Here is a 14,551-nt window from a genome sequence, read left to right as displayed (position 1 = left end):
AAGCACCAAGTGACCAGCACAGAAAACGAGTTCACCCTCACGCCGCCGGAGGCCGTGTCGGCCGTGCCCCGCGAGAAGGCCGGCGGGCTCGTCCCCGTCGAACCGTCCGTGCGGGACGAGATGGCGCGCCGCGCCGCCGAGTACGTCGGCGGACTCGCGGGCCTCGACGCCCGCTCCCCCGAATTCGCCGGAAAGGTCGGCGAGATCACCGGTCTGGGCGCCGGAGAGATGCGGGGCGCCGCCGCACAGTCCAACCGCATGCTGGAGCGCACACTGCGCAGCCTGCCCGGCAAGGGCGAGGACGCCCGGTCCCACGTCGCGGGGTCACTCGTCGAACTCCGGCGCGTGGTCGAGGACCTGGACCCGCGGGACCTGCCCGCGAGCAAGGGGAGGAAGTTCCTCTCCCGGCTCCCCGGCGGCAACAGGCTGCGCGACCACGTCGCCAAGTACGCCTCCGCGCAGGGCACCCTGAACAAGATCGTCGGCTCGCTGCGCGGCGGCCAGGACGAACTGCGCCGGGACAACGCGGCGTTGCAGACCGAGCGGGTCCGGCTGTGGGAGACGATGGGCAAGCTCCAGGAGTACGTCGTCCTCACCCAGGCCCTGGACACGACCGTCGAGGAGCACATCGCCGGCGTCGGGTCCGCCGACCCGGCGCAGGCCGACAGCCTCCGCTCCGACGTGCTGTTCCCGGTGCGCCAGAAGCACCAGGACCTGCTCACCCAGCTCGCCGTGTGCGCCCAGGGCTACCTCGCCATGGACGTGGTGCGGCGCAACAACGACGAGCTGATCAAGGGCGTCGACCGCGCGGCCACCACCACGGTCTCCGCCCTGCGCATCTCCGTGATGCTGGCCTCCGCCCTGGACAACCAGCGCAAGGTCGTCGACCAGGTCAACGCCCTGCGCGGCACCACCGAGGACCTCATCCGCGGCAACGCCGAGATGCTCGCCACCCAGAGCGGCGAGATCCAGCGGATCGCCGCCGACCCCGCCGTCGGCGCGGAGACCCTGCGCGGCGCCTTCCAGCAGATCTACCGCACGCTCGACGCGATCGACACGTACAAGGTGCAGGCGACGGAGTCGATGGCCGCGACGGTCGAGTCCCTGACGGCCGAGCTCCGGCACGCGGGCGCCTGTCTGGAGCGCAGCCGGTCGCAGGGCGCGCTGGAAGGCGGGCTCGGATGAGACGACGCGCGGCGTGCGCCGTCGTGACCCTCCTCGCGGTCGCGGCGTGCACGGCACCCGAGAACGAGAAGTCCGGCGGCGGGGCGCCCGGGCCCGGCACCCTGCGGGTCCTCGCCTCCAGCGAACTCGGTGACATGAAGCCGGTCCTCGACCGGATCCACGAGGACACCGGCATCACGGTGAAGCCGACCTACATGGGCACGCTCGCCGCCGTCGACCTGCTGGCGAAGGGCGGGGCGGACCGGTCGTTCGACGCGCTGTGGCTGTCGTCGAACGACTGCCTGCGGCTGCGTCCGGACGCGGCGCGCCGGGTGGTCTCGGAGACGCCCGTCATGTCGAGCCCGGTGGCCATCGGCGTGAAGCCGGCCACCGTGACCGAGCTGGGCTGGAATCCGGACGACGTCACCTGGTCCCAGGTCGAGAAGGCCGTGGCGGACGGGAAGCTGACGTACGGGATGACCGACCCCGCGCGCTCCAACTCCGGTTTCGCCACGCTGATCTCGGTGGCCTCGGGTCTGTCCGGCGCGCAGTCGGCGCTCACGGACGCGGACGTGCGGAAGGCGGCCCCGCGGCTGCGGGAGTTCTTCGCGGGACAGAAGCTGACGTCGGGGTCCTCGGGCTGGCTGGCCACCGCGTACCGGCGGCGCGGCACCGTGGACGCGCTGTTCAACTACGAGTCGGTACTGGAGGGGGTGAAGGGGCTGACGGTCATCCGGCCGCGCGACGGCGTGGTCACCGCCGACTACCCCCTCTCCTCGCTCGCCGTCGGCTCGGCGGACACCCGCGAGACCGTGCGCCGCCTCGCCGAGGCCCTGCGCACCCCGGCCGTCCAGCGGGAGATCACCCGGCAGACGCACCGCCGCCCGGTCGTCGCCTCGGTGCCCCCGGCGCCCGGGCTCGACACGAGCAGGCGCCGTGAGCTCCCCTTCCCCGGCAGCCGTTCCGTCGCCGACCGTCTCCTCGACTCGTACGAGAACAAGCTCCGCCGGCCGTCGCGGACCGTCTACGTCCTCGACACCTCCGGCTCGATGGGCGGCGACCGGCTCGGCCGGCTGAAGAAGGCGCTGACCAATCTGACGGGCGACTTCCGCGACCGCGAGGAGGTGACGCTGATGCCGTTCGGCTCGGGGGTCAAGAGCGTCCGCACGCACGTGGTGCGGCCCGGGGACCCGGAGACCGGGCTCGACGGCATCCGCGAGGACACCCGCGCGCTCACCGCCGACGGCGACACCGCGATCTACACGTCGCTGGAGAAGGCGTACGGACACCTCGGGTCCGACGGCGACACGTTCACGTCGATCGTGCTGATGACGGACGGCGAGAACACGACGGGCGCGGGCCCCCGGGAGTTCGACGGCTTCTACCGGCGGCTCCCCGCGGGGCAACGCGAGATCCCCGTCTTCCCCATCCTGTTCGGCGACTCCGACCGGGGCGAGCTCCAGCACATCGCCGACCTGACGGGCGGCCGTCTCTTCGACGCCCGAAAGGGCTCGCTCGACGGCGCCTTCGAGGAGATCCGTGGCTACCAGTAGGCTCGTCCGCTTCCTCGAGTCCCGCAAGAACCTCGCCGGCAGCGCGGGCGGGCTCCTCGGCCTGGCGCTGACCTTCACCGGACTTGCGGGCCCGTACTGGCCCTTCGTCGTCGCGGGCCTGTACGGCGCGGGCGCGCTGATCGCCCCGCCCGAGCGTCCCGACCTCCCGGACTTCCCCGATCCGTCCGCCCAACTGGAGCAACTGCGCCGGGACTTCGGGACGCTGCGCGAGTATCTGGACGGCGTCGAGCTGCCGCCGGCCGCGGCGGGCCGGCTCACCGAACTGACCGGACTCCTCGCGGCGCTGCTGGACCCCGGCTGGGTCGCCGAGGTCCTCGCCCAGGACCCGGAGGGCGTGCACATGCTGTCCCGGGCGGTACGGCAGGACGTCCCGGAGGCCGTCGACACCTTCGTACGGACGAGGTGGTGGACCCGGCTGGCACCCGGCACCGAACCGCCGGAACGCCATCTGGAGCGCCAGCTCACCCTGCTGCACGAGGAGTCGGACCGGCTCGCGACGACGCTGCGGCAGGCCGAGGCACGCCGGCAGGAGTCGCACACGCGCTATCTGGAGGACCGGGGCCGCGCGCGGTGACGTCACGCCGCGCCCGGCGCGGCGGGCACGGCACCGGTCCCGCCGCGGCCGCCGTACGGGCCTGCCACGAGCGCCGTACGGGCGTGCCCTGCTGTCGTCAGCGCGAGAGCCCGATGATGACCAGGACCACCACCACCGCGATCAGAACGGCGGCCTTGAGGGCCGCGGGCCACGGTCCGTCCGGGTCATCCGGGTCCTGTCCCCGCCGCGGGTCCGGCACGGGTACGGACACCGGCGGCGGACCGTTGAACACGTCGTGCCCGGTGGTCGCCGCCCGGGTGCACCACGGACAGGACGTGAGATGGGAGCCGAAGGTGTGCAGCGGGCGGCTCGGGCAGACCCGCACCAGGGACCGCTCCTTGTCCAGCGCGCGCAGCCACGCCTCCGCCGGAGGGCGTGCGGCGGGCGCGTGCACGCCGGCGCCGAACGCGGCGCGGGCCAGGGTGAGCAGTTCGGGGGGCAGTACGGACGGGTCGATGGTGCCGCGCGGGATGACCACACGCTCCGGGCGTACGACGTAGGAGCAGCTGGCGGCGATGTTGTCCTTGACGGTCGACTCGGAGGCGCTGTCGTGCGGGACGCCCCCGAAGGGGTGGTTGCCGGCCGTCAGCAGCTGGTAGACGAGGACGGCGAGGGCGAAGTCGTCGGTGGCGCGGGTGGCGGGGCCGCCGGCCTGCCGCTCGGGCGACGAGTAGTCGGTGGTGTGCATCAGGCAGGGGAAGAGCTCGCCGGTCACCGGGTCGTTGAAGGCGATCGAGTCGCAGTCCAGGAAGGTGACGAAGCCGTTCGCGTCGACGACCACGTTGCTGCTGGAGAAGTCACCGATGACGAGGTTGTCGTAGTGCATGCGGGCGGTCATGAAGGCGAGGTTCCAGGCGACGCCGAGCAGGAAGCGCCAGTCGGCCCGGTCGGGGAACAGCTTGAGGCGCTGGGCTCGGGTGAACAGGCCGATGACCTGCACGTGATCGGGTTCGCCGAAGCGGCGCATGGCGTAGCCGAGGAACTCCCCCTGCGGGCCGCGGGCGAGCGCGGTGGGCCAGGCCAGTTCGGGCGGCTGGGAGCGGTCGGTGGGGCGGGCGGCGAGCGGGGACATGGTCAGCATCCGCATCAGCCGCCGCTCCTGCTCCAGGCCGGGCGGTTCCCGGTAGAGCTTCACGACGATGCCGTCGTCGCCGACGACCGGGAACACGGCGGCCTGGCCGCCGCCCTTGAGCGGCAGCTCCGCGAGGGTGACCGGCTTCCCGTCGAGGAACACCGTGAGCCCGCTCATGGCCGCGCCCCCCGCACGGCACGCAGCAGTGTCTTGTCGTCGGCGTTCAGGGCGGTCAGGCGGTCCGACCTCAGCAGGGTCGCGAGGCCCTCGTGGGCGCTGTCGGTGACCGGGCCGGGGGCGTCGAGGGAGCGGAACACGGCGTCGACGAACGAGACGTTCGGGGACGGTGTGCCGCTGCCCGCGCGGTTCAGCGCGGCCTGCACGAGTCCGTCGGTGGACAGCAGCACCCCGTCGATCCCCTCGTCGGACACGCAGTCGGTGTGCACCCAGCGGGCCGCGTCCGGCGAGGTGAGGAACACCGTCTCGTTGCTGTACTCGCTCGCCGCCATCGCCTGCGGCAGCAGATGGAACTGGCGCTCGCCGTCCTCCGCGCCGGCCCGCAGCACGACGAAGCCGTCGCCCACGGTGAGATGGCCCAGCCAGCCCGGCGTCAGCACCACGACGGTGAGGGTGGTGGCGAAGTCCGCGGCCTCGGCCCCGGTCCTGTCCAGGAACACCTTGCTGACGTCGTGGAAGGCGTCCTCCAGCAGCTCGTGGACGGCCTCGCCGGGGTGGCGGTCCGCCGCCGCGGCGGCCCGCCGCGCGAAGTGCTCCGCGGCCAGCTCCACCGCGAGCCGGGCTCCCTCCTCGGAGCGCGGCCTGCTGCCGGCGCCGTCCGCGACGGCGAGGACCGCCACCGACGGCGACGCGGCGTAGGCGCAGGCGTCCTGGCAGGGCAGGCCCTGGCGGCGGTGGCGGTAGCCCTCGACGCTCATGCCGTGGATCCGCCACGGCGACTCCCGCTCGTCGACGGTGGCCATCGGTCAGGATTCCCAGGCCGGGCGCTGCGTCTTGAACTGGCTGAAGATCTTCTCGAAGACCTCGTCGCCCGCGCCCTTCTGCTCGGCGTTCGCGCTGGCGGACATCATCTGGAGCAGCTCGCGGAAGGGGAATCCCTGGAGCCGGGCGTTGAACTTCGGCGCGAAGGCCTGCAGCACCTGCTCGCCCATGTCGGTGATGCCGCCGACGCCTATCGCGTACAGCCGGAAGCGGCGGGCGCGCTGCTCGTCGGCGAGGACGGGGATCAACCGGTGCCAGGCGTCGGTGAGATGACCCGTGCCGTCGGTCGGCAGCCCGTCGGTGACCAGGCAGATCTGCGGCCGGTAGTACTGGAGGCCGGAGGCCCGCAGCTCGGCCTTGCGGGCCGCGACGATGTGCATCGACAGCTCCAGCGCCTCCGTCATCAAGGTCACCCCGGCGGCGGTGAGTTGCGGCGGCTGGAAGGTGTGCGCGGGCACGAAGGGGCTCACCGGGGCGCGGGGGGCGAGGAGCTGGGGACCGCGCCAGGCGGCGACGCCCTGGCCGCCGAAGGTGACCACGGCGACCTCCACGCTGTAGCTGAGGCTGACGTCGTCGTGCAGTTCCCGGGTCCACTCCATGAGCGCGTTGTTGAGCGTCTGGATGGGCTGTCCGGCCATGGAGCTCGACGTGTCGAGGCAGAGCACGAGCGGCAGCCGCTGCGCGTTGTTCTCGAACTCGATGTCGGCATACTCCGCCGGCAGCGTGGGCGGGTACTCGCTGTGCATCTGTGTCTCCCGGTCTCAGGTCCTGGTGCCGTTGGCGTGCCGTCCGGTGGCCGGCGGGAACGCGTACAGGACGTCGGAGTCCCGTTCCCGCGCGTCGGTGACGTCGACGAGCCCGCCGGGGGCGGGGGGCGGCCGGCCGGGCTCGGCCCACACTGCCCGGTAGAGCACACGGTCGATCTCGACGTAGCCCTGCGGGTGCAGTTCGGTGCGGACGACGGCCGGCCTGGCGGGGCCGGGCACATTGCCGACCCGGCGCCCGTACCGGGGTGCCGGTGTCACCCTGAGGCGGGTGGTGGTCTCGTCGCGCGGGCGTGTGGTGGTCTCGTCGCGCCGGCGGACGGTGGTCTCGTCGCGCCGGCGGGTGGGTGCCGTGGTGGGCGGGACGGCCCCGACGCCGGGTGCGGCGAGGGCGCGGCGGGACAGGGTGCCCACCGCGCGCGAGGACCGGCGGATCAGGAACAGCAGGGCGGCGAGCAGGACCACGAGCAGGACGCACAGGACCGCGAGGATCTGGGTGGCGGTGTCCCAGCCGGCGTCCGAGGCCTGGTCGGACCGCTTGTCCGCGCCCCCGCCCGCCCCGGACGTCTGCTTGCCGTCGGCCTTCTCGGTGGTCCTGGACGTGCCCGAGGGGGTGCCCGTGCCGCCGAACGGCGGCCCGGAGGGCTCGGCGATCGCGTACGTGTGCTCGGAGAGGTCGGCCGCCAGGTGCTCGGCGATCAGGTCGGCACCCCGCAGGGGGCCCTTGGCGAGCCGGGTGCACAGGTTCTTGGGCCGGCATGCCTGGAGGTTCGTCAGTTCGCTCACGGCCTCGGCGGGCAGCCGGTCGATCGTGGCGTCCTGCTCGACGAGCCGGCCGGTCGCGTTCGCCAGCAGGAGAAGCGCGGTGCCGCCGCCTCCGGTGTGCCGGTTCTTCGGCACCTCGACGACGAGGTGGGCGCGGTCGTGCCACAGGGCGCCCTCGACGTCCCGGCGTTCCCGCGCGCTGCCGTCGAACCGCACCGGTTCGTCGAGCCTGACCCGTACGGTGCCGTCGCGGATGTTCCGCGACCAGCACTGGAGGCGCTCCCTGAAGTCCTTTCCGCAGGACGCGTCGGCCGCCGATCCCGGTACCGCCGCGGCGGCCGCCGGAGCCGTCGCGAGCAGTATTCCGGAAAGCGCGATGGAGCAGAACGAACGCCGCATGGCAAACCCCCCGTGGCCTGAAAGGCGCACCCCCGTCGCCTTGAAAGGCACTCGCCCATATTGGGGCCAACCGGTGGGCGTCCGAAAGGGGTTCGGGCCGCATGACGGGTTTCACTTCTACAACTTGAATACCTGATGGCAGCGAGTGAACATCTGCCGCGCCCGTTCCACCCAATCACTGGCCAAAGCATCGAAATCCGTTTGGGTCATGCGGCAGGCCAGCGGGAGGTCGCACACTCCGGCCAGGCAGGGGCGCGGTCCGCGTACGTCCCACACGGATAGCATGGGGTTCAGCTGTTCGGTATTCCATGCGTTCGATGCCGCGGCGGCGACGGCCAGTTGATCCTGGCGCAGATAATGACCGTCGGTCGCGAACGCGACGAGAAGCCGTTTGGTCGTCATGAATCTCACGGTGACCATCCGCCCCGTTTCCTTCAGATCGAATTGCATGGAAACGGAAACGGTGTCGGTCACGGTGTGGTAATTCCGCCTGGCCACCCAGTTCTGTACCAACTGCCGCCAGTGCGTGCCGATCTCGAGGATGTCGTGGCCCCGGCCGGGAAATGACTCAGGCGTCGCCACGGCCCACCGCCTCGGCGACCATCCTGTCGGTCAGACCGGCGTCCAGCAGCGCCTGCGCGTGCAGCAGCAGGCAGGACGGCACGGACTCGCTGACGCTCTGCCGGCGCCGGTTCGCCAGTTCATGGGTGCGCACCTTGATGCTGTGCGCCACGGTCGGTGGCGGCCAGGACGCCGGTTTCGGGGTCCGCTCCAGCAGACCGGCGAGCAGCGTGTCCAGTGCGGGCCTGTCCTGCGGCCGCTTGGCCAGGCACCCGGAGATCAGCTCCCGCATCCCCGCGGGGACGCCGTCGAGTTCGGGCTCGGCCAGCACGACCCGGTAGCGCACCGCCTCACCGCTGCCGTGCGGCGGGCGGCCGGTGAGCGCGTACACCAGGACGCCGCCGAGGGAGAACACGTCGCTCGGCGGGCCCACCGGAGCCCCCTTGATCTGTTCCGGCGACATGAAGGGCGGGGTGCCGACGACCACGCCGACCTGGGTGAGGCCGGGAGCGCCGTCCACCCGGGAGATCCCGAAGTCGATGACGCGCGGTCCGTCGGAGGCGAGGAGCACGTTCGCCGGTTTCAGGTCGCGGTGCACGACGCGGGCGGCGTGGATGGCCTGGAGCGCCTCCACCAGGCCCGCGCCGAGCCGGCGCACCTGGGGCTCGGGCAGCGGCCCGTCGGTGCGGACCGCCTCGGCGAGCGAGGGGCCGGGGACGTACATCGTGGCCAGCCAAGGGAGTTCGGCCTCCGTGTCGGCGTCGACCACGGCCGCGGTGTAGGCGCCGCCCACCACGCGTGCCGCGGCGACCTCGCGGGCGAACCGCTCCCGGAACTCGTGCTCGGCCGCCAGTTCGGGCCGCACCACCTTCACGGCGACCTCGCGCCCGGCCGGCGAACGTCCGAGATACACCCATCCCATCCCGCCGGAACCGAGCCGTCCCACGATGCGGTACGGCCCGATCTTCATGGGATCGCTGACCGGTGTGCGCACCCCGCTCACCTCATTTCGGGGTTAGTTGCAGGATGTCAGGAGTGTCCCGCGAACGTGCGACATTTTCAGCCGGTCCGGCACGTTCCGCGCACCGGGCGTCGCGGACCCCGGGACGGGCGGGGGTAGCGGGGAGCACGGGAAGAGCCGGGACCCCGCACGCCGTTGCGCGGGGTCCCGGCTCTTGTGGGGTGGTATCACCGCGGCCGGTCGTGACGATCGCTGGTCAGGGCACATCCAAACCGGCCGCGGAGTCTGTACGGGGACTCAGCCCAGACGCTGCACCAGCGCGCGGTACTCGTCCCACAGTTCCTTCGGGGTGTGGTCGCCGAAGGTGTTGAGGTGCTCGGGGACCAGAGACGCCTCCTCGCGCCACACCTCCTTGTCGACGGTGAGCAGGAAGTCGAGGTCCGACTCGGACAGTTCGAGCCCCTTGGTGTCGAGGGCGCCCTTGGCCGGCAGGATGCCGATCGGCGTCTCGACGCCCTCGGCCCGGCCGTCCAGGCGGTCCACGATCCACTTGAGGACGCGGCTGTTCTCGCCGAAGCCCGGCCACACGAACTTGCCCGCGTCGTTCTTGCGGAACCAGTTCACGTAGTAGATCTTCGGGAGCTTCGACTGGTCCTTGTCCTTGGCGACGTCGACCCAGTGGCCCATGTAGTCGCCCATGTTGTAGCCGCAGAACGGCAGCATCGCGAACGGGTCGCGGCGCAGCTCGCCGACCTTGCCCTCGGCGGCGGCGGTCTTCTCGGAGGCGACGTTCGCGCCGAGGAAGACACCGTGGTTCCAGTCGAAGGACTCGGTGACCAGGGGGACCGCGGTGGCCCGGCGGCCGCCGAAGAGGATCGCCGAGATCGGCACGCCCTTTGGGTCCTCCCACTCGGGCGCGATGATCGGGCACTGCGAGGCGGGCACGGTGAAGCGGGCGTTCGGGTGCGCGGCGGGCGTGCCGGACTCCGGCGTCCAGTCGTTGCCCTTCCAGTCGGTGAGGTGGGCCGGAGTCTCCTCCGTCATGCCCTCCCACCAGATGTCGTTGTCGTCGGTCAGCGCGACGTTGGTGAAGACGGAGTTGCCCCACAGCGTCTTCATCGCGTTGGCGTTGGTGTGCTCACCGGTGCCGGGCGCGACGCCGAAGAAGCCGGCCTCGGGGTTGATCGCGTACAGCCGGCCGTCCTCGCCGAACCGCATCCAGGCGATGTCGTCGCCGATGGTCTCGACCGTCCAGCCGGAGATCGTGGGCTCCAGCATGGCGAGGTTGGTCTTGCCGCAGGCGCTCGGGAAGGCTGCGGCGACGTACTTGGACTCCCCCTGCGGCGGGGTCAGTTTGAGGATGAGCATGTGCTCGGCGAGCCAGCCCTCGTCGCGCGCCATGACGGAGGCGATGCGCAGGGCGTAGCACTTCTTGCCGAGCAGCGCGTTGCCGCCGTAGCCCGAGCCGTACGACCAGATCTCCCGGGTCTCGGGGAAGTGGGAGATGTACTTCGTGGAGTTGCACGGCCACGGCACGTCCGCCTCGCCCTCGGCGAGCGGCGCTCCGAGCGTGTGCACGGCACGCACGAAGAAGCCGTCGGAGCCGAGTTCGTCGAGGACCGGCTGTCCCATGCGGGTCATGGTGCGCATGGACACGGCGACGTAGGCGGAGTCGGTGATCTCGACGCCTATCGCGGAGAGGTCGGAGCCGAGGGGGCCCATGCAGAACGGGACGACGTACATCGTCCGGCCCTTCATCGAGCCGCGGAAGATGCCGCCCTGCCCGCCCTCGCCGGAGAAGATCTCCCGCATCTCGGCGGGGGCCTTCCAGTGGTTGGTCGGGCCCGCGTCCGCTTCCTTCTCGGAGCAGATGAAGGTCCGGTCCTCGACCCGCGCGACATCGGTCGGGTCGGAGGCGGCGTAGTACGAGTTGGGGCGCTTGATCGGGTCGAGCTTCTTGAAGGTGCCCTTGCGGACGAGCTCCTCGCTCAGTCGCTCGTACTCGGCCTCGGATCCGTCACACCAGACCACGCTGTCCGGCTCGGTCAGTGCTGCGATCTCGTTGACCCACGAGATCAGTTCCTGGTGGTTGGTGGGGACGGCGGTTGTGGGAGCCGCGATGTCGCGCGCCACGATTGCTCCTAAATGAGGGGTTTTGTTGTTGTGCCCCGTGGGGGCTGCGACCCGGATGCTTCACGGTTGTCGATCTCTGGCGCTCATCCGGTGCCGACCGCACTCATTTGATCATCCGACGCATCCGCGCATATGTCCAGAGGTCCTCACACCTGAGCGGAGTGAGCATCGCCACTCGCCGGAAGGTTTCCTCCCGCACACCGGGGGTTCATCCCGGATACCCGCGGGCCTGGGCGGGCCGGGCTGCCGTTCCCCGCCGCCGGACACCCCGCGGAGCACGCGCTTCGCGCATGAACACGGCCAAAGGCCCGGACCGCGCCGGAGGCCGGCCGCCCCGCCGCACCCCCGAGCGCTCCCGCCGCTCGCGTGAGACCATGGCCACTAACGGCGTTCCATCACGCCGCGCCGATACGTAACTTACGGTTCCGTAGGTACCATGCGCGCATGACTGCGTCCGTCCCCGACGCGCCCACGGACTCGCCGGCCGTAGGCCGCGATCCCGATGCGCTCTCCCTGTCGCATCCGGTCAAGCCCAAACTGCGCGGCTGGTTGCACCTCGGCATGTTTCCGGCCGCCCTCGTCTCGGGCCTGGTGCTCACGGCGCTCGCGGACTCCGCCCGCGGCCGTATCGCCTGCGGGATCTACGCCCTGACGGCCTGCCTGTTGTTCGGCGTGAGCGCGCTGTACCACCGGGGCGACTGGAGCCCCCGCATGGACGGCGTCCTGCGCAGGCTCGACCACGCCAACATCTTCCTGATCATCGCGGGCACGTACACCCCGCTGACCATGCTGCTGCTGCCGAGCGCCAAGGGGCAGTGGCTTCTGTGGGGGATCTGGGCCGCCGCGGCCGCCGGCATCGTCTTCCGGGTGTTCTGGGTCGGCGCACCGCGCTGGCTCTACACGCCCTGCTACATCGCCATGGGCTGGGCGGCCGTCTTCTTCCTCCCGGACTTCATGCGCGCGGGCGGGATCGCGGTCCTCGTCCTCGTCATCGTCGGCGGCCTGCTCTACAGCGCGGGCGGGGTCATCTACGGCATCAAGCGGCCGAACCCGTCCCCGCGCTGGTTCGGGTTCCACGAGGTCTTCCACTCCCTCACCCTCGCGGCGTTCGTGGTGCACTACATCGGCATCTCGCTGGTGGCCTACCAGCACGGATAGCCCCTGCGACCTCCCTGCACCGATGGGCCGCGGCTTTCGAGCCGCGGCCCTTCGTCGTACCCGGACACGGCTTCCGGACCGCCCCCGGGCGACCTCCGGCCCCCGAGCCATATTGACAGACACCATTTTTTGAGAGCTACTTTCATTTCATGGTGACTCTCACGGATGACGGCGCCGCAGGGCGCGACCCCCGCCGCTGGTGGGCCCTCGGGGCCCTGGTCGCGAGCATGCTCGTGCTCGGTTTCGACATGACGATCCTCAATGTGGCGCTCCCGACGATGGCCCGGGACCTGGGCGCCTCCACGGGCGAGCAGCAGTGGACGGCGGACGCGTACGTCGTCGTCTTCGCCGCGCTGATGCTCCCGGCAGGCCTGCTCGGCGACCGCTTCGGACGGCGCCGCATGCTCATCGCCGGACTCGGCGTCTTCCTCGCGGGATCCCTGGTCGGCGCCCTCGTCGACGACATCGCCTGGGTGATCGTCGCCCGCGCGCTGATGGGGATCGGCGGCGCGCTCGTGATGCCACTCGCGCTGGCCGTGCTGCCCTCGCTGTTCGGACCCGACGAGCAGACCAAGGCGGTCGGCGCGGTCTCGGCCGCCTCCGCGCTGGGGCTGCCGCTCGGCCCGATCGTCGGCGGCTGGCTGCTCGACCACTTCTGGTGGGGCTCCGTCTTCGTGGTCAACGTGCCCATGGCGGCCATCGGCATCACGGCCTGCCTGTTCCTGCTCCCCGAGACCCGCGACCCCTCCTCCCCCAGGGTCGACACCGTGTCCACCGCCCTCACCGCGGCCGGGCTCAGCATCCTGATCTACGCGATCATCGAGGCCCCGCACCGCGGCTGGGGCGACCCGCTGGTCCTCGGCCTGCTCGGCGCCGCGCTCGTCCTGGTCGCGCTGCTCGTCCTGCGCGAGCGCCGCAGTGTCCGCCCGATGCTCGACCTCTCCCTGCTCGCCCAGCGCGGTTTCCTCCTCAACACGCTGGCCGCGACGCTGGTCATGTTCGTGCTGTCGGGCCTGATGTTCGTGCTGCCGCAGTACCTCCAGGCGGTGCTCGGGCACGACGCGTTCGGCACGGGTGTACGGATGCTGCCGATGATGGGCGGACTGCTGATCGCGTCCCGCGCCGCGGGCCCGGTGCTGGCGCGGTTCGGGCCACGCGCCGTGATCAGCGCGGGTCTCGTCGTCCTCGCCTTCGCCGCGATCCTCGGCAGCCGCACCTCCGTCGACGACGGCTACGGCTTCACCGCCCTGTGGCTGTCCGTGGCCGGACTCGGCTTCGGTTTCGCCGTGGTGCCCGCGATGTCCGCCGCCATCGGCGCGCTCCCCCGCGACCGGGCCGGCAGCGGCTCCGGGCTCCTGATGACGGTGCGCCAGGTGGGCAGCGCGACCGGCATCGCCCTGCTCGGCTCGCTCCTCGCGAGCGCCTACGCCGACCGCCTCGACACCTCCGCCCTGCCGCGCGCCGCCGCCGACGCGGCCGGCGACTCCGTGGTCGGCGCCCATGTGGTCGCCGGCCGGCTCAAAGACCACGCGCTGGCCGCCTCCGCGGACGCCGCGTACCTCCACGGCATGAACCTGGTCCTGCTGGTCAGCGGTGTCGCCGCGCTGGTGACCGCCCTGCTGGCCGCGGCACTGCTGCGCAACCCCGAACCGGCGTCCGGCACCGCCCCCGAGCCGCACACCGGCATGGCCCCGGCACCCGCCGATGCCGGACAATGAGCACCATGGCCGCCACCGCACACAGTTCCGCCTCCGCCGCGGGGCCCCGGCCCGGGCTCCGCGAACGGAAGAAGATGAAGACCCGGACCGCGATCCGCGACGCGACGTACCGGCTGATCCGGCAGCAGGGGTACGACGCGACCACCATCGAACAGATCGCGGAGGCGGCCGAGGTCTCCCCGTCCACGGTGTTCCGCTACTTCCCGACCAAGGAGGACATCGTCCTCACCGACGAGTACGACCCGATGCTCGAGGAGGAGCTCCGCGCGCGCCCCTCGGACGAGCCGTGGTTCGACTCCCTGCGGTACGTGCTGCGCAAGGCGATCGCCCTGGGCGACAACGAGGGGCCGGAGGTGACCCGGCTGCGCACCCGGCTGATGGTGGAGGTGCCCGCCGTGCGCTCCCGGATGATGGAGAGCATGTCGGTCACCGGCCGGCTGCTGTGCCGGGCCATCGGCGAGCGCACCGGCCTCGACCCGGAGGGTCTGGAGGTGCGGGTCTTCGCGATGTCACTGATCGGCGGGCTGATGGAGACCTCCCTGTACTGGGCCGAGGGCGGTCACCGCGAGGACTTCGCCGAGGTCGTGGACCGGGCGGTGGACGTCCTGGAGCACGGTCTGGGCGGTGCGGCCGGGACGGCCGCGGGCGCGGAAACCCCCAGGCCCCAGGGGCACCCCGCATGACATGC

The 14,551-nt window shown here is 71.6% G+C and carries 13 protein-coding genes; 6 read left to right on the top strand and 7 right to left on the bottom strand.

Translation table 11 applies throughout. The annotated features are described in order from the left end of the window. Positions 1–9 precede the first annotated feature (9 nt). From H305_RS0126325 to H305_RS0126315, 3 genes are read left to right on the top strand one after another with little or no spacing between them, the layout of a single operon-like run. Positions 10–1,185: a toxic anion resistance protein gene (locus H305_RS0126325; protein WP_028803047.1), complete on the top strand. Its 1,176-nt coding sequence runs from the start codon at positions 10–12 to the stop codon at positions 1,183–1,185. Beyond that, the gene (locus H305_RS0126320) at positions 1,182–2,717 is read left to right on the top strand and encodes a substrate-binding and vWA domain-containing protein (RefSeq protein ID WP_028803046.1); all 1,536 of its coding nucleotides are present in this window, start codon (positions 1,182–1,184) and stop codon (positions 2,715–2,717) included. The genes H305_RS0126325 and H305_RS0126320 overlap by 4 nt, the downstream gene beginning before the upstream one ends. After that, the gene (locus H305_RS0126315; protein ID WP_028803045.1) at positions 2,704–3,312 is read left to right on the top strand and encodes a hypothetical protein; all 609 of its coding nucleotides are present in this window, start codon (positions 2,704–2,706) and stop codon (positions 3,310–3,312) included. Before H305_RS0126320 ends, H305_RS0126315 begins: the two co-directional genes overlap by 14 nt. 97 nt (positions 3,313–3,409) lie before the next feature. Here H305_RS0126315 and H305_RS0126310 read toward each other — a convergent pair whose 3' ends face one another. The 7 genes from H305_RS0126310 to H305_RS0126280 all read right to left on the bottom strand — a co-directional run bounded on the left by H305_RS0126310 (position 3,410) and on the right by H305_RS0126280 (position 10,987). Further along, the gene (locus H305_RS0126310) at positions 3,410–4,582 is read right to left on the bottom strand and encodes a hypothetical protein (RefSeq protein WP_028803044.1); all 1,173 of its coding nucleotides are present in this window, start codon (positions 4,580–4,582) and stop codon (positions 3,410–3,412) included. Further along, the gene (locus tag H305_RS0126305; protein ID WP_028803043.1) at positions 4,579–5,385 is read right to left on the bottom strand and encodes a PP2C family serine/threonine-protein phosphatase; all 807 of its coding nucleotides are present in this window, start codon (positions 5,383–5,385) and stop codon (positions 4,579–4,581) included. The genes H305_RS0126310 and H305_RS0126305 overlap by 4 nt, the downstream gene beginning before the upstream one ends. A gap of 3 nt (positions 5,386–5,388) precedes the next feature. After that, the gene (locus tag H305_RS0126300; RefSeq protein WP_028803042.1) at positions 5,389–6,150 is read right to left on the bottom strand and encodes a vWA domain-containing protein; all 762 of its coding nucleotides are present in this window, start codon (positions 6,148–6,150) and stop codon (positions 5,389–5,391) included. A gap of 15 nt (positions 6,151–6,165) precedes the next feature. Beyond that, positions 6,166–7,332: a hypothetical protein gene (locus H305_RS54115; RefSeq protein WP_028803041.1), complete on the bottom strand. Its 1,167-nt coding sequence runs from the start codon at positions 7,330–7,332 to the stop codon at positions 6,166–6,168. A gap of 117 nt (positions 7,333–7,449) precedes the next feature. After that, entirely contained in the window at positions 7,450–7,914 is a 465-nt protein-coding gene (locus H305_RS0126290; RefSeq protein ID WP_028803040.1) for a hypothetical protein, read from the bottom strand. Continuing rightward, the gene (locus tag H305_RS47130; protein WP_028803039.1) at positions 7,901–8,887 is read right to left on the bottom strand and encodes a serine/threonine-protein kinase; all 987 of its coding nucleotides are present in this window, start codon (positions 8,885–8,887) and stop codon (positions 7,901–7,903) included. Before H305_RS47130 ends, H305_RS0126290 begins: the two co-directional genes overlap by 14 nt. 264 nt (positions 8,888–9,151) lie before the next feature. Next, the gene (locus tag H305_RS0126280) at positions 9,152–10,987 is read right to left on the bottom strand and encodes a phosphoenolpyruvate carboxykinase (GTP) (RefSeq protein ID WP_028803038.1); all 1,836 of its coding nucleotides are present in this window, start codon (positions 10,985–10,987) and stop codon (positions 9,152–9,154) included. 444 nt (positions 10,988–11,431) lie between these two features. Here H305_RS0126280 and trhA point away from each other — a divergent pair, with 444 nt between their 5' ends. From trhA to H305_RS47125, 3 genes are all read left to right on the top strand, one after another. Beyond that, on the top strand, positions 11,432–12,145 hold the full coding sequence (gene trhA, locus H305_RS0126275) for a PAQR family membrane homeostasis protein TrhA (RefSeq protein ID WP_028803037.1): 714 nt from the start codon (positions 11,432–11,434) through the stop codon (positions 12,143–12,145). 149 nt (positions 12,146–12,294) lie between these two features. Continuing rightward, complete coding sequence (locus H305_RS0126270) at positions 12,295–13,863, top strand: MFS transporter (RefSeq protein ID WP_028803036.1); 1,569 nt, start codon at positions 12,295–12,297, stop codon at positions 13,861–13,863. Then, positions 13,860–14,546, top strand: a complete 687-nt coding sequence (locus H305_RS47125) for a TetR family transcriptional regulator (protein WP_051370972.1) — start codon at positions 13,860–13,862, stop codon at positions 14,544–14,546. Before H305_RS0126270 ends, H305_RS47125 begins: the two co-directional genes overlap by 4 nt. Positions 14,547–14,551: the final 5 nt, after the last annotated feature.

It is taken from the genome of Streptomyces sp. 142MFCol3.1 (assembly GCF_000424945.1).
Lineage (GTDB): Bacteria > Actinomycetota > Actinomycetes > Streptomycetales > Streptomycetaceae > Streptomyces > Streptomyces siamensis.
Note: the sequence above shows the minus strand (reverse complement) of the source record. Positions and strands in the feature narration are given on the sequence as shown.

What these genes read in the sequence shown, in the direction of transcription:
- H305_RS0126310 (WP_028803044.1), bottom strand. Translation starts at nt 4,582, where the DNA reads ATGAGCGGGCTCACGGTGTTCCTCGACGGGAAGCCGGTCACCCTCGCG.
- H305_RS54115 (WP_028803041.1), bottom strand. Translation starts at nt 7,332, where the DNA reads ATGCGGCGTTCGTTCTGCTCCATCGCGCTTTCCGGAATACTGCTCGCG.
- H305_RS0126320 (WP_028803046.1), top strand. Translation starts at nt 1,182, where the DNA reads ATGAGACGACGCGCGGCGTGCGCCGTCGTGACCCTCCTCGCGGTCGCG.
- H305_RS0126305 (WP_028803043.1), bottom strand. Translation starts at nt 5,385, where the DNA reads ATGGCCACCGTCGACGAGCGGGAGTCGCCGTGGCGGATCCACGGCATG.
- trhA (WP_028803037.1), top strand. Translation starts at nt 11,432, where the DNA reads ATGACTGCGTCCGTCCCCGACGCGCCCACGGACTCGCCGGCCGTAGGC.
- H305_RS47125 (WP_051370972.1), top strand. Translation starts at nt 13,860, where the DNA reads ATGAGCACCATGGCCGCCACCGCACACAGTTCCGCCTCCGCCGCGGGG.
- H305_RS0126270 (WP_028803036.1), top strand. Translation starts at nt 12,295, where the DNA reads ATGGTGACTCTCACGGATGACGGCGCCGCAGGGCGCGACCCCCGCCGC.
- H305_RS0126300 (WP_028803042.1), bottom strand. Translation starts at nt 6,150, where the DNA reads ATGCACAGCGAGTACCCGCCCACGCTGCCGGCGGAGTATGCCGACATC.